The sequence below is a fragment of the Bacillus sp. KNSH39 genome (assembly GCF_052656585.1).
The window spans coordinates 3,033,179-3,053,133 of the sequence record NZ_JBQXYO010000001.1; the positions used below are offsets into that span (position 1 = coordinate 3,033,179).

Annotated in this window: 22 protein-coding genes and 1 other annotated feature; of the genes, 7 read left to right on the top strand and 15 right to left on the bottom strand. The window is 37.7% G+C overall.

Annotation, left to right across the window (positions count from 1 at the left end):
* Positions 1-138: 138 nt before the first annotated feature.
* From ACUL40_RS15485 to ACUL40_RS15505, 5 genes are all read right to left on the bottom strand, one after another.
* Positions 139-336 (bottom strand): alpha/beta-type small acid-soluble spore protein, encoded by a 198-nt coding sequence (locus tag ACUL40_RS15485; RefSeq protein ID WP_000091640.1) that lies wholly within the window; start codon positions 334-336, stop codon positions 139-141.
* 80 nt (positions 337-416) lie between these two features.
* Complete coding sequence (gene thiI, locus ACUL40_RS15490; RefSeq protein WP_000922337.1) at positions 417-1,631, bottom strand: tRNA uracil 4-sulfurtransferase ThiI; 1,215 nt, start codon at positions 1,629-1,631, stop codon at positions 417-419.
* A gap of 7 nt (positions 1,632-1,638) precedes the next feature.
* Entirely contained in the window at positions 1,639-2,781 is a 1,143-nt protein-coding gene (locus tag ACUL40_RS15495) for a cysteine desulfurase family protein (protein WP_000638992.1), read from the bottom strand.
* A gap of 378 nt (positions 2,782-3,159) precedes the next feature.
* Positions 3,160-4,872: a septation ring formation regulator EzrA gene (ezrA, locus tag ACUL40_RS15500; protein ID WP_000377303.1), complete on the bottom strand. Its 1,713-nt coding sequence runs from the start codon at positions 4,870-4,872 to the stop codon at positions 3,160-3,162.
* A gap of 207 nt (positions 4,873-5,079) precedes the next feature.
* Positions 5,080-5,922 (bottom strand): LysR family transcriptional regulator, encoded by an 843-nt coding sequence (locus tag ACUL40_RS15505; protein ID WP_071740844.1) that lies wholly within the window; start codon positions 5,920-5,922, stop codon positions 5,080-5,082.
* Between the two features lie 124 nt (positions 5,923-6,046).
* On the opposite strand from ACUL40_RS15505, the gene ACUL40_RS15510 reads away from it, so the two are divergent.
* Positions 6,047-6,991, top strand: coding sequence for a DMT family transporter (locus ACUL40_RS15510; RefSeq protein WP_001036054.1), 945 nt, complete (start codon positions 6,047-6,049; stop codon positions 6,989-6,991).
* Between the two features lie 11 nt (positions 6,992-7,002).
* Here the strand turns inward: ACUL40_RS15510 and refZ are convergent, their stop codons facing one another.
* Positions 7,003-7,641 (bottom strand): forespore capture DNA-binding protein RefZ, encoded by a 639-nt coding sequence (gene refZ, locus ACUL40_RS15515; protein ID WP_226368632.1) that lies wholly within the window; start codon positions 7,639-7,641, stop codon positions 7,003-7,005.
* A gap of 147 nt (positions 7,642-7,788) precedes the next feature.
* Between refZ and ACUL40_RS15520 the strand changes: the two genes are divergently transcribed.
* On the top strand, positions 7,789-8,268 hold the full coding sequence (locus ACUL40_RS15520; protein ID WP_000494340.1) for a GAF domain-containing protein: 480 nt from the start codon (positions 7,789-7,791) through the stop codon (positions 8,266-8,268).
* Between the two features lie 62 nt (positions 8,269-8,330).
* On the opposite strand, the gene megL is transcribed toward ACUL40_RS15520, so the two are convergent.
* Complete coding sequence (megL, locus tag ACUL40_RS15525) at positions 8,331-9,506, bottom strand: methionine gamma-lyase (RefSeq protein WP_322367782.1); 1,176 nt, start codon at positions 9,504-9,506, stop codon at positions 8,331-8,333.
* A gap of 399 nt (positions 9,507-9,905) precedes the next feature.
* On the opposite strand from megL, the gene rpsD reads away from it, so the two are divergent.
* On the top strand, positions 9,906-10,508 hold the full coding sequence (gene rpsD / locus ACUL40_RS15530) for a 30S ribosomal protein S4 (protein WP_000135315.1): 603 nt from the start codon (positions 9,906-9,908) through the stop codon (positions 10,506-10,508).
* Between the two features lie 54 nt (positions 10,509-10,562).
* Here the strand turns inward: rpsD and ACUL40_RS15535 are convergent, their stop codons facing one another.
* A complete protein-coding gene (locus ACUL40_RS15535) occupies positions 10,563-10,691 on the bottom strand; it encodes a hypothetical protein (protein ID WP_000050944.1) in 129 nt (42 codons plus the stop codon).
* Between the two features lie 165 nt (positions 10,692-10,856).
* Between ACUL40_RS15535 and ACUL40_RS15540 the strand changes: the two genes are divergently transcribed.
* The gene (locus tag ACUL40_RS15540; RefSeq protein ID WP_002198228.1) at positions 10,857-11,144 is read left to right on the top strand and encodes a YjdJ family protein; all 288 of its coding nucleotides are present in this window, start codon (positions 10,857-10,859) and stop codon (positions 11,142-11,144) included.
* A gap of 78 nt (positions 11,145-11,222) precedes the next feature.
* Here the strand turns inward: ACUL40_RS15540 and tyrS are convergent, their stop codons facing one another.
* From tyrS to acsA, 7 genes are all read right to left on the bottom strand, one after another.
* A complete protein-coding gene (gene tyrS / locus ACUL40_RS15545) occupies positions 11,223-12,479 on the bottom strand; it encodes a tyrosine--tRNA ligase (protein WP_000512080.1) in 1,257 nt (418 codons plus the stop codon).
* Between the two features lie 70 nt (positions 12,480-12,549).
* Positions 12,550-12,777, bottom strand: a binding site (T-box leader).
* A gap of 69 nt (positions 12,778-12,846) precedes the next feature.
* Positions 12,847-13,416 carry a zinc ribbon domain-containing protein gene (locus tag ACUL40_RS15550; RefSeq protein WP_001248207.1) on the bottom strand — a complete coding sequence of 190 codons (570 nt, stop codon included), beginning with the start codon at positions 13,414-13,416 and terminating at the stop codon, positions 12,847-12,849.
* A gap of 141 nt (positions 13,417-13,557) precedes the next feature.
* A complete protein-coding gene (locus ACUL40_RS15555) occupies positions 13,558-13,803 on the bottom strand; it encodes a hypothetical protein (protein ID WP_001293790.1) in 246 nt (81 codons plus the stop codon).
* Positions 13,784-14,329, bottom strand: coding sequence for an RNA polymerase sigma factor (locus ACUL40_RS15560; protein WP_000057198.1), 546 nt, complete (start codon positions 14,327-14,329; stop codon positions 13,784-13,786). Before ACUL40_RS15560 ends, ACUL40_RS15555 begins: the two co-directional genes overlap by 20 nt.
* Positions 14,310-14,765 (bottom strand): hypothetical protein, encoded by a 456-nt coding sequence (locus ACUL40_RS15565; protein WP_000066427.1) that lies wholly within the window; start codon positions 14,763-14,765, stop codon positions 14,310-14,312. The genes ACUL40_RS15560 and ACUL40_RS15565 overlap by 20 nt, the downstream gene beginning before the upstream one ends.
* 66 nt (positions 14,766-14,831) lie before the next feature.
* Positions 14,832-15,392 (bottom strand): maltose acetyltransferase domain-containing protein, encoded by a 561-nt coding sequence (locus ACUL40_RS15570; RefSeq protein WP_002026426.1) that lies wholly within the window; start codon positions 15,390-15,392, stop codon positions 14,832-14,834.
* 84 nt (positions 15,393-15,476) lie between these two features.
* The gene (acsA, locus tag ACUL40_RS15575; RefSeq protein WP_000862049.1) at positions 15,477-17,195 is read right to left on the bottom strand and encodes an acetate--CoA ligase; all 1,719 of its coding nucleotides are present in this window, start codon (positions 17,193-17,195) and stop codon (positions 15,477-15,479) included.
* Between the two features lie 176 nt (positions 17,196-17,371).
* Here acsA and acuA point away from each other — a divergent pair, with 176 nt between their 5' ends.
* The 3 genes from acuA to acuC are packed head-to-tail and all read left to right on the top strand — an operon-like array spanning position 17,372 to position 19,829.
* Positions 17,372-18,004 (top strand): acetoin utilization protein acetyltransferase AcuA, encoded by a 633-nt coding sequence (gene acuA / locus ACUL40_RS15580; protein ID WP_000581388.1) that lies wholly within the window; start codon positions 17,372-17,374, stop codon positions 18,002-18,004.
* 17 nt (positions 18,005-18,021) lie between these two features.
* The gene (locus ACUL40_RS15585) at positions 18,022-18,666 is read left to right on the top strand and encodes an acetoin utilization AcuB family protein (protein ID WP_000634583.1); all 645 of its coding nucleotides are present in this window, start codon (positions 18,022-18,024) and stop codon (positions 18,664-18,666) included.
* Entirely contained in the window at positions 18,663-19,829 is a 1,167-nt protein-coding gene (gene acuC, locus ACUL40_RS15590; RefSeq protein WP_000092832.1) for an acetoin utilization protein AcuC, read from the top strand. Before ACUL40_RS15585 ends, acuC begins: the two co-directional genes overlap by 4 nt.
* Positions 19,830-19,955: the final 126 nt, after the last annotated feature.

The following is a 19,955-nucleotide window of genomic DNA, read 5'->3' on the forward strand; positions in this document are numbered from 1 at the left end:
TGAACCCTCTTCTTTTGACAAATTTTTCAGTTCTGTCGAATTAGTAAACGAAATTACATCGACTTACCGACAAATAGCGACACAACACAAAAAAAGAAAGAGCGGGAGAACCCGCTCTTTCTAAGCCATCATATGGGATTATTTTTGGTAACCGCCTAATTGTTGCTCAGCTAGTGAAACTAGACGTTTAGTGATTTCACCACCAACAGAACCGTTAGCGCGAGCTGTTGCATCAGCTCCAAGTTGAACACCAAACTCTTGAGCGATTTCGTATTTCATTTGGTCTAATGCTGATTCAGCACCAGGAACCGCTAATTTATTTGTGCTACGTGACATGTTATATCACCTCCTTGTGAGTATAGAGTGTGATAAATAACATGACTTCATACACGTTTTAGATATGGTAATTTATGGTTTTAGAAAAGTTCTTCAAATTTTTCTTCTTCCGCCACTACTTCTACCGTTTGTAATACCATTGTTTCTTTGTTCGCTACAGCTTCATCGATTAATGGTGTGAAATCGTATTTCGCTTCAAAACGATTTGCTTTTTCACGTTTCGGCTTCGTCGCTGGGCTTGCTGGTGTAAATACAGTACAGCAATCTTCATATGGACGAATTGAAATATCATACGTGCCGATTTCTTCAGCGATTTTAATAATCTCTAATTTATCCATCGTAATAAGCGGACGAATAACTGGGTAGTTTGTTACTTCGTTAATCGTATGCATACTATCTAACGTTTGGCTTGCTACTTGTCCAAGACTTTCACCAGTCGTAATTGCAAGTGCGTTACGCTCCTCAGCAATACGTTCTGTAATACGCATCATCATACGGCGCATAACCGTCATTGAATAGCTAGATGGGATTTCTTTATTAATCGTTTTTTGCACTTCTGTAAACGGAACAAGGTGAAGCGTTACTCGTTTACAATACTTCGTTAACTCTTGTGCTAAATCGATTACTTTTTGTTTTGCACGCTCACTTGTGAAAGGTGGACTATGGAAGTGAACTGCTTCCACAGATACGCCGCGTTTCATCGTTAAGTAAGCTGCTACTGGGCTATCAATACCACCAGAAAGAAGTACCATTACTTTTCCGCCAACGCCAACTGGTAAACCGCCAGCTCCCATACGCTCATCGCACATGATATAGCTATAGCCACTGCGGATCTCTACGCGTACATTTACATCTGGATTATGAACATCTACTGTAATATCTTCTGTATTTTCTAGAATGTGTCCGCCAATCTCAGGTAATAATTCCATCGTTCTCATTGGGAAATGCTTATAAGAACGGTGTACAGTAATTTTAAATGTTTTCACATCACCTTTTACTTGTAAGAAAGCTGCTAATGCACCTTCTTTAATGTCTTCTAATTCTGATGGTACTTTCATCGCTAAGTTAAACTTATGAATACCAAATACATCCTTCAATCTTTCAGAGACTGCTTCATGATCTTCACCATTTAACTGGATGTACATACGATCATGTGTTGCATCGATTTTAATATTTGGGAATTTTTTCAGTTTGAACTTCACGTTATCTTTTAATGTGCTTACAAACTTAGAACGGTTCTTACCTTTTGTCGTCATTTCTCCGTAACGCACTAAAATATATTCATATTTCAACATAATTTCTTTACCTCATCACTTCATATAATTTTGGCATCGTCTCTTTTACAATACCTTCAAATTGTTTTACTTCTTCCATTGTGTTTTCTGGTGCCAAACTAATACGAATAGCGCTTGCAGCTGCTGCATGCGGCACTCCCATTGACACTAACACTCTGCTCACTTCATTTGCTTTTGAAGAACAAGCAGATTTCGTTGACACATATACACCGTGTTCTTCTAAAGCATGAACGACTACTTCTGGTTTTAAACCAACAAATGATACATTTAAAATGTGCGGTGCTGCATATGCAAGCGACGTGTTAATCGTTACATCTTCCATCTCTTTAAAGAAACGAACAAGCTCTGCTTGTAAACTTTGCAAATGAGCTACCTTTTCTTTCACTTGTTCCATTGTCATACGAAGTGCTTTCACCATCGCTACAATGCCAGGTAAATTTTCTGTACCAGAGCGATACTTAAGCTCTTGTTGACCACCTGATAAAATCGGATCTAATCTTACGCCATCGCGTACATAAAGAAGACCCGTTCCTTTTACACTGTGGAATTTATGTCCAGATATTGAGCAAAGATCAATATGAGACGCATATAAATCAAGCGGTACTTTCCCTATCCCTTGTACATGATCTACATGGAATCTTATTTTCGGATGATTCGATAATAACGTTCCAATTTCAGCAACGGGCTGAATTGCTCCAGTTTCGTTGTTCACATGAATAATTGACACAAGAATCGTATCTTCACGAAGTGCTCGTTTCACATCTTCTACCGACACAACACCATGCTCGTTAACCGGTAAATATGTTACATCAAACCCGAGTTCTTCTAATTGCTTATATGCCTCAAACACAGACGCGTGTTCAATATTTGTTGTAATGATATGTTTGCCACGCGAACGATTCCTCATCGCTATCCCTTTAATCGCAAGGTTATTCCCTTCCGTTCCACCTGATGTAAAAATAATTTCAGAAGGTTTAACACGAAGAAGCTGCGCTGCAATCGTTCTTGATTGTGTTAATAGACGCTCTGCCTCTCCTCCAAGCGAATGAATAGAAGAAGGATTACCAAAATATTTCCCAGCAACCGTCACGTACGATTGAAGAGCTTCTGGATATGGCTTCGTCGTCGCACTATTATCAAAATAGATCATCGTTCTTCCCCTTTCAGCGCTATCACATCGTATAATCATATCATAAATACGTGTCATTACGCTAAGACTACGCAAAGGTTCCATTTTATCTCGATTGGTGAAGGCTAATAATTGTCGAGGATGCCCTCCTATTACAGTTTCACTTTATCCCGCATGAACGGGCAATAAGACTCTCACCTCAAAATCCAGTTAGAGCAAAGAAGTTAGGTAGGAGTCGGGCTGTCCGTAAATGCCCGATTGGTGAAGGCTAGTAATCAATGGGGATGAATCCTCCTACTGATTACAGTTTCACTTTATTTTGAAACGAATAACCTTGCTGTATTCCGCTATTCATTATAGCAACATCGTCTGCAAAATTACACAAAAAAACAAACCCTTTTATGAAAGGGTTTGTTCATTGTCTACATATTCAGCTATTTTTTGAACAACGCCAGGTTCAAGTTGCTCTAATACTGAAGCCGCTTGTTCTAAAGCTGCATCGTATTGGTATTCACGGAATAATTTCTCAGCATAATTTAAACTTTCTGCTAGGTTTTCATCATGACTACGGTAACGGTTACCGTACTGAATTAATTTTTCCACTAAATATGCTTGTCCAATTAACTCTTCTGTCATTTCAGCCACACCGTTCACAGTTGTGTATGCTTCTTCTAAACTGCTATTTACAGCGTTCATATTTAACGGCTTCACTTCTAATTGTTCATATACAGCTTGCATTGCCATTTGCCCTCTTTTTAAATCTTCCATAATACTCTCTGGAAGACCTGGCAAATTCGACTTTTGCATAAAGCGTTTCGTTTCGAAAATAGTATTTCGCATTTCTTGTAACTTCTCACGTGCTTCAAATTCTTCTTTGCGCATCGCTTGCAGCATTTCTTTATATTCTGCATGAAGTACTTTTAACGTTTCACATTGCTCATAAACCTCTTCTAGTTCCTCACGAATAATAGAGAAGGCAATATCTTGTTCTGCAACGCGTAATTGTAGCATTTCAAAACGTTTCGTTAAAATGTGCATTTGCTTTTCAATTACTTTTTGAGACTCAATGTCTTTATCTTGTAACTGATAGCTTTGTTTCACAAGTTGTGTTTCTGTTTTCGTTTCAATCGTTTCGATACGCATTTCTTCTAAGTCATCGTAAACAGAAAGTGTTTTTTGCTCCACATAATGTCTCGCATGTACTTCTTGTTCCAATTGATCGTAGAAGCCATCTAAACGTGTTTTTAAGTTTTCTACTTTTTCAGCCGCTTCTGTTATATGAAGCTCCTGTATATCCATTAAACATGTTTGTAGTTGTTTCGTCATATCGCGAACTTCTTTAGGGACTTCCAAATAATCTAATACATAACCTTGTCTTACCATATCATTATGTCCGTGTAATAAATCTTCCAGCTGAACTGGTAACGTCGCTTGACACTCTACCAATAAATCTGGAATTTGGTGAATAATGATTTCTAAATCTGCTAAACCTTCTTCCAAACTAATAACAATTTCTCTCGCTTTTAAATAGTCGCCATTGTTTGTTGCTTCTTCAAAGGTTTTAAATTTCTCAGATTCAGCGTCTAGCATCTCTTCGATTTTCTGCTCTGCTGCTCCATACATATGTCTATGAGCAAGAACACTCTTTTTCATACTACGATATGTATCACGTAACCCTTCAATTTCCGAGCTATTTTTCTCATGGCTTTCTAACAATTGCTGTAATTCATTTAAAATGTCAGTAATACGATTATCAGCGTCATCTAAACCACTTATGGATTCGTTCATCGCATGCTTTGCTTTTCGGAAGGAGAATTGCGAGGCGAATTTTCGCGCTTGCGCTAAATCTTTGTCAGCTTTCGGAAGGGTTGTTGATACAATTTCATCCCATTCTTCACGCCATTTACCAAACAGTTCTTCTGTTTGACCCGTCATGTTTAAATCTTTTACCCGTTTTAGTTCATCTGCCACAGGTTTATCTTTTATCTCTTGTTTCCACTGCTCCAGTGCTTCAATATCTTTATATGAACGATTTCTTATCACAAGCTCTATCATGAGCAGCACTAGAATAGAGCTTACTACAATGATAACGATCGTCAGGATAGAATCCATGCAAAAAAGCCTCCTAGTTATATCTCTTTTTTTGTCCGTTCCGTTTATGAAATGGAAGGCATTATGTATAAAAAGGGAATTCCCCTATATTTAACAACTAACAATGTACTAATCATACCATGTAATGGTTTGTTTTTGACCTAGTTTTTTTTAAAATTTCATGTTTCTTTCAATGTGATTGTAATCTTTCTCAATATTCCGCCTACCTCACTCCCTATCCTCAAATGATTGTAATAACAAACAATCTTTCGTATGGGATACGAAATAAATTTTCCGCATGAGTGGTGGTTCAACAGAAATTACATGTACATTTCCTTGCCTTACAGACTGCTCTACTGCCCTTTCTGGAAGTAACGTGATACCAAGGCCAGCTTTTACCATTGCAAGCATCGGTTCTGCGTAAGATGTTTCCACAGCTATAGTTGGTTTTACACCTATTTCATGAAACATGTTCATAATCATTTTCCTTACATCACATATTTCTGGATATACAATTAATTTTTCATTGTGCAGCTCTTCTATTTGAATGACTATCTTCTCTTTGTACGGATGATTATTTGAAACGGCACAAACAATTTTCTCTTGTTGCACTTCTTTTATATACGTAGCACCTTCTACTACTGAATCGATGAACATCGCGTCAATCTCCCGCGCTTTAAATAAATCTCTTAATACTTCCGTATGCCCGATTTGCCATTCCACTTCGAACTCATCACCTAATATATTTTTACATTCTGATATGTAATGCTCCGCTAAACTCGGTAGTATACCAATTGAAAACTTCCGGTTCTCTTGATACCCCCTCATTTCTGTTTTCACTTCATTTATTTGCTCCAAAATCGGTAACATTCTTTTTATAAATAACTCTCCTGCCTCCGTTAACTCTACTCCTTGCGCAGAACGCTTAAGTAACGTAACCTCTAAATCCGCTTCTAACTTTTGAATTTGTTTACTAAGCGCTGGTTGCGATATATGTAAAATCTTACTTGCCTTTGATAAACTTCGCGTATGCTTCACTTCAATAAACGATCGTACTGCCTCCAAATCCATCGTACACACCTCTAACAAAAAGTTATAACCGTTATAAGAAATCGATATTTCCTCCTATAAACAATTACTCTTTATACTTATTTCATCAACTTACTATAACGAAATGTAAAGGGGAAAGATACTCTTGAACAAAAAACAAATGCTACTCGGATCCTTTCTATGCTTACTCGCTGTCACTGCCTGGGGATTTATGTTTCCTGTAATGGCAAATGCTCTGCAATTTATCGATCCATTCTTCTTCACAACGATTCGCTATGGATCAGCAGCTATTATTTTTCTTATTTTGCTATTAATTACTGAAGGAAAGACTTCACTCCGCTTAGAAAAAAGAACACTTTCTCTATTCTTTTACGGGACAGTCGGTTTCGCGGGGTATGGTTTTCTCGTTTTCTACGGACAACAACTTGCCGGACCTTCCGGAGCAATCCATGCAGCTATGATTCAATCCCTTATGCCACTGATTGCCTTATCACTGCAATGGATAACCCAAAATCGCCGCCCACAAAACTATACATTCCTTTGTATGTTCGTTGCATTACTTGGTGTTATGCTTGTCATTTCAAAAGGAAATATTGAATTACTATTTGGAGCTGCAAGCCACTTATCAACAAATATATTGATGCTATGCGGCGTTACTTGCTGGGTCATTTATACAAACGGGGGTGCTCGTTTTCAATCTTGGTCACCACTTAGGTACACGACATTAACTTGTTTATTTGGCTCCATTTCACTCATCGTTATTGTTACTTTCTTAACGTACACAAATATAGTTACTATGCCGTCACTGCGTACAGTTGTGAGCGTTCGTTTTGAGCTCTTTTATATGTCGATTATCGCAGGCGTTATCGCTGTATTTTGCTGGAATATGGGAAATCGCTATATTTCATCTATTAACGGCATATTATTTATGAATTTAGTTCCTATCCTTGCACTGATCGGTTCTATCTTTCGAGGTTATACAGTCGATAAAATTGAAATCGCTGGAGCTGCATTAACAATTATCGCGCTTTTATGTAACAATTTATGGCAAAGAAAAGTAAACATAAAAATCCCCACCTCAGTTCGTTAGGTGGGGATTCTTCACATATGAACAGCTCTTGGCCATTCATGGTACATATTCGCCTTACATAATGCTTGTTCCATCCATTGCTCAATCTCTTTCGTGTATATTTCTATGAAAAATGTCTCAGACGGGAAAGAATGCAGTACTTCTGATATATATTGTGGATATAAAAACGGCATATTTATCATACCTTTTAATTGCGTCATAAACATTGTAAATGATACTTTCTGAAATTCTTTTTTCATTTGTCCTTGTCTAATCATTTGTTCTATATAATATCTTTCTTTAGAAAAATAAACGGTCATCACTTCACGAATTAATGTCGTATCAAGCGAAAGCTCTCGGTAGAAGAAACGTGTTAGTTCTCTATTTTCAAATTGATATCGTAAAATCCCGCGCACCATTTGCACCATCACATCTTTAGCCGACAAATACTCTCTCTGTTCAAACGACATTTCAATCACATGAATATATCCTTCTAAAAAATCAGTAATAAGCTGTTCTAATAAACCTTGCTTCCCAGCAAAATAATATGAAATATTCGCTACATTCACATCCGCTCGCTTTGCAATGTCTCGCACCGATGTTCCATCATACCCTTTCGTATTAAACAACGATATTGCCGCATCAATTACTTTTTGTTTCGTCTGCTTCATGCGCTCACTTCCCCTCACTGAACAGCTATAGTTTAAATTTCTTGACTTTTAAGACAAATTCCTTTAATTTTCTATCGACAAAGTCATGTGAAATACATCGTATTTTGCTAATATTTTACACATCTCGATAAAAAAGGAGCTGTTTCCATGTTTACTAAAGAAAGTTATGCAGGATCTCGCGTGCAGCAATATGAGACAGTAATTAAACAACTGGATGCGTTATTAACTGGCGAATCAAACGTAGTCGCAAACTTATCAAATGCGTCCGCATTATTAAACCAATTTTTAGATCGCGTTAATTGGGTTGGCTTTTACGTAACAGAAGGAAATCAGCTTGTCCTTGGACCGTTCCAAGGAATGCCTGCTTGCGTACGCATTCCATTTGGACGAGGCGTTTGCGGCGTAGCAGCTGAAACGAAAACAACACAGCTTGTAGCAGACGTTCACCAATTCCCAGGTCACATCGCTTGCGATAGTGCTTCTAATTCAGAAATCGTTGTACCGATTGTGAAAGAAGGAGCTGTCATTGGTGTACTTGACATTGATAGTCCTGAAAAGAATCGTTTTGATGAAGTAGATCAGCGCTATTTAGAAAAGTTTGTGGAAACACTCCTAAAACATATGTAAAAAGAAAAGAGCGAGTTATCGATTTAGTACGCCCTGTACAAAACCGATAGCTCACTCTTTTTTCATTGATTTACAGTAGATATTTTCTTTAATGCCTGCTCTAAATCAGAAACGATATCCTCCCACGATTCTAAACCGACTGATAAGCGTATTAAATTATCGAAAATGCCCATTTCTTTTCTTAGTTCAGCTGGAATCGCAGCGTGCGTCATCGTTGCTGGATGCTGAATTAACGTTTCTGTATCTCCTAAACTCACCGCAATTGTAATAAAGTGAAGATCATTAATAAACGCTTGCGTCTCTTCTTTTCCGCCTTTTACTGAAAAAGAAATAACACCGCCCCCGCGTTTCATTTGACGAGATGCTAACTCCCCTTCTGGATACCAAACACCTTCTACCGCGTCATGTTTTCTTAGGAACGATACAATTTTTTCTGCATTATCACAATGACGATCCATTCTTACTGCTAACGTCTTTAACCCGCGTAATAATAACCACGCATCAAACGGTGCCATAATACCACCGATATCCTTTCGCATCGGGCGAATCTTTTCAGCTAATGCTTTCGTTTTACAAATTGTTACGCCTGCTACAACGTCACCGTGACCACCAATATATTTTGTCGCACTATGCACAACAGCGTCACAGCCAAGCTCAAGCGGTCTTTGTAAATAAGGTGAACAAAATGTATTATCAACAATAACAAGTAAGCCTTTTCGCTTCGCAACCCGAATCACTTGTTTTAAATCAATTAATTTCATCGTTGGATTAATTGGTGTTTCAACGAAAATAAGCTTTGTATTTGGGCGAATTTTATTTTCAATATCAGCCTCTGTCTCCATATCACAAAACGAATGCGTAATCATAAATTTTTCTTCTAACACTTCTAAAAAACCGTACGTGCATCCGTATAATCCATTTGAACAAATAATATGATCTCCAGCCTTTAAAAAACCGATTAAAGTAGCTGAAATAGCTGCCATACCAGACCCGAAGGCAAGTGCCTCTTCTCCTCCTTCTAACACCGCCATACGTTCTTCAAATAATTTCACAGTTGGATTTCCAAGCCGTGAGTAAATATAAGATGGATCCACTCCCGCAAAACTCGCCTCTCCTTGCTGCGCAGTCTCAAATGTAAATGTAGAAGTTTGAAATAAAGGTGGTGTTAAACTTCCTTTATGTTCCTCAGGTTTATAACCGTGATGAATTAACGCTGTCTCCATATGCTTCTTTTTCATAAAAACATCCCCCTTATGTTTTTATTGCCGCATATTCATCCATAAAAATTTGATGAACGTTTTCCTTCATTTTATGTAAGCGTTTTATTTGTGTTTCTATCTCTTCTTCTATATTGTTTTAAATTCCTTCTTATATTAATTTCCAAAATTTTTATGCATAAAACAAAAACGTACTTGCTTGACGAAACTCTGGGTAAAAGATATAATAGCGTTTGTGTAAAATAAAAAGGCAGCCTTGTAATGTGAGTTTATCGTTTGTATTTTGTTCCTCTACGGAGGTGTATCTCGTAACTCCCTGCTGCTGGAGCGAAGGTACATGAAAACAAAATGCCCGTAAATATCGATTACGTCTGTTTTTATTTTACGTAAATAAAAACATTTTTAAAGGAGGAGTCAACTATGGCTCGTTATACAGGTCCAGCTTGGAAACTGTCTCGTCGTCTTGGAATCTCTCTAAGCGGCACAGGAAAAGAATTAGAAAAACGCCCTTACGCACCAGGTCCTCACGGTCCTAACCAACGTAAGAAACTTTCAGAATACGGTTTACAATTACAAGAGAAACAAAAACTTCGTCACATGTACGGCATGACTGAGCGTCAATTCCGTCGCACATTTGACCAAGCAGGTAAAATGCCTGGTAAGCACGGCGAAAACTTCATGATCCTTCTTGAAGCTCGTCTTGACAACTTAGTTTACCGTATGGGCTTAGCTCGCACTCGTCGTGCAGCTCGCCAATTAGTAAACCACGGTCACATCATGGTTGATGGCGCTCGCGTAGATATCCCATCTTACCGTGTAAAACCTGGTCAAACTATCAGCGTTCGCGAAAAATCTAACAGCCTTGTTGTTGTTAAAGAAGCGATCGAAGTTAACAACTTCGTACCAGAATACTTAACTTTCGATGCTGACAAATTAGAAGCTACTTACACTCGTCACGCTGAGCGTGCTGAGTTACCAGCTGAAATCAACGAAGCATTAATCGTAGAGTTCTACTCTCGTTAATGACAAAAAGCCAATCCTGTGGATTGGCTTTTTTCGTTTATATATAAAATAAAATTATTTATTTTCCTCTTTTTGAACATATACATAAGCATCTTTCTGCTCTTTATGTACATCCACCTTCGAATTCTCTGCAAGCTGACCCGCATTTAGCAAAGAAAAAATAATGAGCGCTTCTAGTGACATTTTGTTTTACCACTCCTTTCTATTTGTTATACATTTATCATACCGCTTACATGTGATTTCCGTATGAACTCGAAAAGGAGATTACAACAAAAAGGTTACAGGCCTATGAATGCACGCTATAATAACCATTAAATAGGAGGTGGATTCTTTTTGACAATAAACCAAATGGTTCAACTCGGAAGTTCATTTATGCTATTTATTACTTCAGCACTGATGAGTTGGTATCAAGGGAGTAATTTAATAGATAATCCTGATGAATGGAAATATAGCGCTAAGTTTACGAATTACTTCAAAGGCACCGTTTCAAATTACCAAGATATTTATCAAATCGATTTCTTTATATATGCAGCAAAATTTTATCCAACAGCATTTATCGTTATGCTAGTTAGTTTACTTTATATGCTCATATTAATTCTTTATATTCTATTTTCAAAAAAAGATCCGGCGATTTAAATCCATACATAAAAAACCCCGAATCATAAACTTTTCAGCCTATAATTCGGGGTATTATTTGTTTATATTCGTTTCTAATTAGTAACGAATTAAGAAATATTTCTTTTTACCGCGGCGAATGATTGTGAATTTACCCTCGATGCGGTCGTTTTCTGTTACAACGTAGTCTAACGCTTGTATACGCTCACCGTTTACGTAGATTGCGCCGTTCGTTACATCTTCACGTGCTTGACGTTTTGATGGAGAGATTTTGCTTTCTACAAGTAAGTCTATTAATACTGTATCTTCTGCAGTACGTTCTACAGATGGTACGTCTTTGAATCCTTGCTCGATTTCGCTTGCAGTTAGTTCTGCTACAGAACCGCTGAATAATGCAGCTGAGATTTTAATCGCTTGCTCTAATGCTTCTTCGCCGTGAACAAGTTTTGTCATTTCAGAACCTAATGCTTTTTGTGCTGCACGTTTTTCTGGTGCTTCAGCTACTTGCTTTTCAAGCTCAAGAATTTCTTCATGAGATAAGAATGTGAAGTATTTTAAGTATTTAACAACGTCGCGGTCATCTGTGTTGATCCAGAATTGGTAGAACTCGTAAGGAGTTGTTTTCTCTGGGTCTAACCAAATTGCGCCGCCTTCTGTTTTACCAAACTTCGTACCGTCTGATTTTGTAACAAGTGGAATTGTTAAACCGAATGCTTTCGCATCTTCTTCTGATTTACGGATTAATTCAAGACCAGCTGTAATGTTACCCCATTGGTCACTACCACCGATTTGCAGACGGCAATTATGGTGTTGGTATAAGTTTAAGAAGTCGTATGATTGTAAAATCATGTAACTGAACTCAGTGAATGAAATACCAGTTTCTAAACGAGATGCTACTGTATCTTTTGCTAACATATAGTTTAAACCGAAGTTTTTACCGATATCGCGTAAGAATGAAATTACATCTAAGTTACCAAGCCAGTCATAGTTGTTAGCCATTGTTGCTGGGTTGTCCACGTTTTCGAACTCTAAGAAGTTTGAAAGTTGGTTTTTAATGCTTTCTGTGTAGTAAGCAACTGTATCTTTCGTATTTAATGTACGCTCTGCTTTTTTACCACTTGGGTCACCGATCATACCAGTACCACCACCAACAAGTGCGATTGGTTGGTGACCAGCTAATTGGAAACGACGTAACATTAATACTGGTAACATATGACCGATGTGTAAGCTATCTGCTGTCGGATCGAAACCACAGTATAATTTAACGCTTTCTTTTTCTAATAATTGCTCAAGGCCCTCAGCATCTGTTTGCTGATTAATTAGACCGCGAAATTCAAGATCTTGTAAAATACCCATATCCTACATACTCTCCTTTAAGTTCATTACTGGCGTGAAGGTTGAAAACATAAAAAAATCGCCCCTTCAAATAAGGGACGATTTTGATTATCGCGTTACCACCCTAGTTGCAGGCCAAAAAGCCTACCACCTTATTTACATAACGGCTTAGCACCGTCTTTTCCCTTTTGAATACAATTCAATCGAAAAAAGATGCTCTAGGGGCGTAATTCGCGATCATCTATGTGCTGATTTTCACCGACCATCAGCTCTCTAAAACAGGGAAATGATCACTACTTCTCCCTTTCCACGCTCAATTATTCATATACTTTTCTTTATATCATTATTTACTAGCATGTGTCAAATTGAAGAAAATACTATATACAAACTACCTTGAAGATTTTTCCCCTCCATAAAACTCTTGCATCTCCTTTTCGGAAACCTTTGTCAGTTTTAATTTATGCGATTTCTTTCCCTCTTCACTCATGTACAACGTTGTATCATCCAATAATTCCAATTTCACTCTTCCATTCCAAGGGTATGACATATTACATATTACTTGATTATCATTATAATCTACTACACTCCCTTTAACTCTTTCTGTTTTCCCTCTCTTTTCATAAAACACTATTTCAATATTTTTATCGTCTATTTCTTGAATCTGAAGGTAAGCCCCTTTACCGCCAGCATACCAATACCCTTTCATCTTATTAAAAGTAGAAGAATGAGTTAAAAAAATATAAATAGTGCTTGCAACGATTATTAAGGCTATTGCACTTACAACTACGAATCGTTTATGGGCTAGAAAACTAGTTTTTTTCTTATTCTCTACATTCCATTCATTGTTCGTTTCTAATATCTCCTCTGAACATTGTTGTTTCTCTAAATTCATACCACAATCCCCACAAAAATTATCATGCTGTCGCACCTGACTTCCACAATTGGAACACTGTCTCATAATTTATCTTCCTCTCAATAACATATTAATTATATATTTGTATATTAACATATCATTATTGCATTTGGAATTAATTTCATAATATGTCTAAATGTAAAAAGCACATAGCTTTCACTATGCACTTCATTTCTCCTACCCTATTTAAAATCCTATAATTAATATCATAATTATAGAAATAACCGGAAGCCCAACTAATAACGATACATGAAACACAACCGATAAATCATTCCCAATGGTCGCCTCCACAGGATCTTTCGCCGGGGAACCAAGAAACCCGATTAATCGATTGAATCGACTTACCGTTTTTGGAAAGTCTGGTATTTCTACATGATCACTATCTAAATGTTGCTTTAACTTATATTCACTCTTAAAGGGATTTTCGCTCAATTTCATCCACCTCCAGCAATTGTTTCAATTTCTTTATTCCATTATGAAGTCTCGATTTCACTGTTCCAATCGGAATGTTTAATATTTCTGCAATTTCTTTTTGCTGCATATCATGATAATAAGAAAGGATTAGGACCGCTCTTTGCTCTTCTGGAACTTTCAAAATTGCTTCTCTTACTGTGAGCCGATCTTCGTGAGAAAATTCTTTTTCCGGAATCGGCACTAAAAATGGCAAAAGCGTACGCCACTTTTTTCTCCTATTCAATTTATTAATCATAAGACGATAACCAATTTGAAATAAATACGTTTTTATTTTACCTTTTTCAATTTCATACATATGTTTCTTACGCTCTAGCGTCAAAAACGTATCTTGCACAAGATCGATACTTAATTGTTCATCTCGGTTAAATCGATACAAAAATGTGTATAGCGCTGGTTTGATTAAAATATATAGTCTTTCTCCCGCTTGTTTATCTCCACTTTGATACGCAAGCATGAGCTCCTCCTCAATCCCAATCTGCGCCATGATTTTTGATCTCCTTTATTCCTTTTAACGTTAATGAAATACGGGAAATTAAATATGCAATCGCAATAAAAATCCACAATTGTGATTGATTTGTAAAAAATTGCACATATGGGTTTTGAATCGTAAATCCCATTGCAACTAAAATATTTAACGCTTGCACACATATGCATGCATACAACGCAAGGCAGACAGAAATAGTATCAAATACATTCCAGCGAAAATACACTTTTGTTTTTGTAAAATCAATTTTATATCCATTTTTCCGTACTATATGTTTTCTATCAAATGGAATAATTATTGAAAACAGAACTCCCATTATAGCTCCAGCTGTAAGCATTGATACTCTATATCCAATTGGTATCGGTAAGAAAAGACCACAAGAAAATACAACTATAATTCCAATTAAAGCAAAAGCAAGAAGTAATTTATTAGACATATAAAAGCCTCCCTCATCTATTCTTTCATAAATGTATACAGACGAGGAAGGCACTTCGTTCAAATATTATTTTAGTTTTTTTATAATCTTTGCAGGATTCCCGCCAACTACTACATTATTAGGCACATCTTTCGTTACGACAGCACCAGATGCGATTACCGCATTGTCTCCAATTGTTACACCTGGATTAATAATTGCTCTTCCGCCAATCCATACGTTATCGCCAATTGTAACTGGTTTTCCGTATTCTGATCCGCTTATACGCTCTACTGGATCAAGCGGGTGCGTTGCTGTATAAATGTGAACACCTGGAGCTAACATACAGTTCACTCCGATTGTTACCGGGCATACGTCTAAAATCGTACAGTCAAAGTTCGCGTAAAAATTTTCGCCAACGTGAATGTTATAGCCGTAATCACATCTAAAAGAAGATTCAAGATGAATATTATCTCCTGTCGTTCCGAATAATTCTTTTACGATTTCGCTACGCTCTTTCAATTGCTCTTCTGGCGTATCATTTAATTTTCTCGTTAATATACGTGCTTGCTCTCTTTCTTGTACTAAAACTGGATCAGCCGGTATGTACATTTCTCCTAGTATCATCTTTTCCTTTTCTGTTTTCATCATACTATCCCCTTTAACTTATATATATGAGTTCATGATATCATAAAAAAGAAAGGCCTGAACATTTTTCGTTCAGACCTTTCTCTCTTAATCTTCCATCGTTGATAAGTCACCTGTTGGTAAATTCAGCTCCCACGCTTTTAATACGCGGCGCATAATTTTACCACTTCTCGTTTTCGGTAATTTATCTCTAAATTCAATTTGCCTTGGCGCTGCATGAGCTGCTAGGCCTTTCTTTACAAATTGACGAATTTCTTCTTTTAATTCATCAGATGGTTCGTATCCTGCTCGAAGTGCGATAAATGCTTTAATAATTTCGCCGCGCACCGGATCAGGAATACCAATTACACCAGCTTCTGCAACAGCAGCATGCTCGATTAATTTACTTTCTACTTCAAACGGACCAACGCGCTCACCTGACGTCATAATTACATCGTCAATACGTCCTTGGAACCAGAAGTATCCATCTTCATCCATATAGGCAGAGTCACCTGATACGTACCAATCTCCCGGCATGAAATAAGATTCATATTTTTGCTGGTTATTCCAGATCCCGCGCATCATAGATGGCCAACCTTTCGCAATTGCTAAGTTACCCATTGTGTAAGGAGGCACTTCATTTCCTTCATTATCAACAATCGCTGCTTTCACACCTGGAATTGGTTTACCCATTGAACCTGGACGGATTTCCATACAAGGGTAGTTACAAATTACTTGTCCACCTGTTTCTGTCATCCACCACGTATCATGAATACGAAGTCCAAATGCATTCATACCCCAGCGAATTACTTCTGGATTTAACGGCTCACCAACGCTTAATACGTGACGAACTTGTGATAAGTCATATTTTTTAATTGCGTCTTGTCCAGCTCCCATTAACATACGGAATGCTGTTGGTGCGCTGTACCAAACCGTCACACCGTAATCTTGCAGTGCTTCATACCAAGCTTCTGGACTAAAGCGTCCACCTAAAATAACATTTGACGCTCCAACTAACCACGGTGCGAAAATACCGTAAGCTGTTCCAGTTACCCAGCCCGGGTCAGCAGTACACCAATATACATCGTCTTCTTTTAAATCTAATACCCACTTCGCCGTTTGATAGTGCTGAACCATTGCGTTTTGCGCATGAAGCACACCTTTTGGCTTACCAGTAGAACCAGACGTGTAATGTAGAATCAAACCGTCTTCACGGCCTAACCATTCAATATGTAATTCTTTTGAAGCTTGTTCAAATAACGGATTGAACGCTACCGTTTTACCGCCTTCTTCTACATTATCTCCAACAAGGAAAACTGTTTTTAAAGCCGGTAAATCATTTAATGGTACGCGCTCTAATAATTCAGGCGTTGTAATTAACACCTTTGCTTCGCTATCTTCTAAGCGATCGCGAACTGCGCCTTCCATAAATGCTTCAAATAGCGGTCCAACAATTGCTCCTAATTTCACTGCACCTAAAAGTGCGAAATATAACTCTGGAGAACGTGGCATAAAAATAAAAACGCGATCGCCTTTTTCTACATCGCCATAATTCTTAAGGACGTTTCCTGCTTTATTAGAAAAATCCTTCATTTCCTTAAATGTATATTTCTCTTTTCGCGATCCATCTTGATAATAAAGAGCTACTTTATTCTTTCGATCGGATTTCGCATGCTTATCAATTGCCTCATACGCCATATTTACTCGGCCTGTTTCATTCCAAGTAAAGTTTTTATTAACCTCTTCCCAGTTAAAATTCGCGTATGCCTCATCATAATTCGGCAAATTATTTTCTCCTTTAATGACAGGAAGCGTTTCTACTTTCATACTTTACATCCCCCTCCTATATATTCTATTATCTATTATAATGGCATTATTTAAAATTTTCAGTATATTTGTTGATTTTTAGACAAATTTTTAATGACAAATTTCGATTCACATCGCATATATTATAAAGTACGATATTAATAGATTCACAAACCCTCAAGGTGGTGAGCAATACATTGATTCATAAAAAAATATATAATGCTAGAAACTTAAAAACAGCGAAAGGCACTTTAATTATTGAAGGTCCTGTCTCTACACATAACTTAGAAATGTATGAGTTTCATCCAGACTTAATTGCGTTTCGTCCTGCCGAGCAACAATATAAAGCAATTGTCGAAATTTCTAAATTACCAGAAGCTCGTCTCATTATTGCTAGACATGACCAAACAATTGTTGGATATGTTACATACTTGTATCCTGATCCACTTGAACGATGGTCAGAAGGAAAAATGGAAAACTTAATTGAGCTTGGGGCAATTGAAGTAGTCCCAGCCTTCCGCGGGAGTTCTGTCGGAAAGAACTTACTAGAGGTTTCTATGATGGACGATTATATGGAAGATTACATTATATTGACGACTGAATATTATTGGCACTGGGATTTGAAACAAACAGGATTGAATGTGTGGGAATACCGAAAAGTAATGGAGAAGATGATGAATGCTGGCGGGTTACAATGGATGGCTACAGACGATCCTGAAATTTGTTCACATCCTGCCAACTGTTTAATGGTCCGCATCGGTAAACGCGTTGATACGGATTCTATTCAAGCTTTTGATCGTCTACGTTTTCACAATCGTTTTATGTATTAATAAAGGGGGCAACTGGAATGATTGTAGAAGAAATTATGAATCAAAATGTAGTTACATTACATCCAAACGATACAATCGAAACAGCAATCCGAACGATACGCACGAAAGGCATTCGGCACATTCCAATTGTCGATCAAAATAATCACGTCGTAGGCATTATTTCTGATCGGGATGTAAGAGATGCAAGTCCGTCTATTCTAGATGAACAAGTTTCACTCGATATGCTACAGCAACCGCTCGAACTTATTATGAAACATCCTGTTATGACTTGCCATCCTCTCGATTTCGTTGAGGAAATTGCTACTTTATTTTTTGAAAATAAAATTGGCTGTCTTCCTGTTACAAAGGCCGGGAAGTTAGTTGGAATCATTTCTGAATCTACAGTATTACACACGTTAGTAAAATTAACAGGAGCACATCAACCAAGTTCGCAAATTGAAATTCAAGTAAAAAACGAACCTGGTATTCTTGGAAAAGTCGTTGCTATTTTTAGTGATTTACAAATAAATATCGTGAGCGTTCTCGTCTATCCAGCAAAAGATGAGAATGATAAAGTACTCGTTTTCCGCATTCAAACGATGAATCCTCTAAAAGTGATTGATGCACTTGAAGCAGAAGGCTACCGCGTATTATGGCCAAACATCATGGGGATGCAGGCATGAGTAGCGCGTTTATTTATTCGGATGACTTCCGGGGCTATTCATTTAGCCCTGATCATCCTTTTAACCAACTGCGCGTCACACTTACGTATGATTTATTACAAAAGGGCGGTTTCATCTCTCCCTCTCAAATCATCTCACCACGGACGGCTACAGATGAAGAAATCGCCTACGTTCATACAGAGGAGTACATAAATGCGGTAAAACGTGCTGGAGAAGGAAAGTTAGAAAAATCAATTGCAATGACATATGGACTCGGAACAGAAGATACACCGATGTTCCCAAATATGCACGAAGCAAGCGCATTGCTCGTTGGTGGTACATTAACAGCTGTCGATGCTGTTCTTTCTGGGAAAGTAAAGCACGCACTTAATTTGGGCGGCGGCTTACATCACGGCTTTCGCGGCAAAGCATCTGGCTTTTGTATTTATAACGACAGTTCTATCGCAATGAAATATATTCAAAAGAAATACGGTTTACGCGTCTTATATATTGATACAGATGCTCATCACGGTGATGGCGTACAGTGGTCGTTTTATGATGACCCTAACGTATGCACAATTTCATTACATGAAACTGGTCGCTATTTATTTCCTGGAACTGGCGCTGTAAATGAACGCGGACAAGGTAATGGCTATAGTTATTCTTTTAACGTTCCACTCGATGCTTTTACAGAAGATGAATCGTTCTTAAAATCATATCGAACTGTTGTAAAAGAAGTTGCAGCGTACTTTAAACCGGATATTATTTTAACGCAAAATGGTGCTGACGCACATTATTATGACCCACTTACACATCTTTGTGCGACAATGAATATTTACCGTGAAATACCGAAGCTCGCTCGTGAAATTGCAAATGAATATTGCGACGGTCGCTGGATCGCTGTCGGTGGCGGTGGCTATGATCACTGGCGCGTCGTTCCAAGAGCTTGGGCACTCATTTGGCTCGAAATGAACAACATCCAAAACATCTCAGGTTATCTCCCTCCAGAATGGATTGAAGCTTGGAAAGGACAAGCAGAAACAGAACTTCCCCTCACATGGGAAGATCCAGACAACATGTATAAACCTATCCCCCGTAAACCAGAAATTGAAGAAAAAAACGCATTAACTGTAGCGAAATCCCTTGAAATTATTCGGAATAATATGACAAAATCTTTGTACTAAACGAAAAGGAGGCTCGTTTTTGAATAGCCTCCTTTTATTTATTGTCGGTTTCTGTCGGTAAGTCGATATATTTTAATAATCGCTGATATATTTCGAAATGCGCCGATATATTTTCATTTCATAACA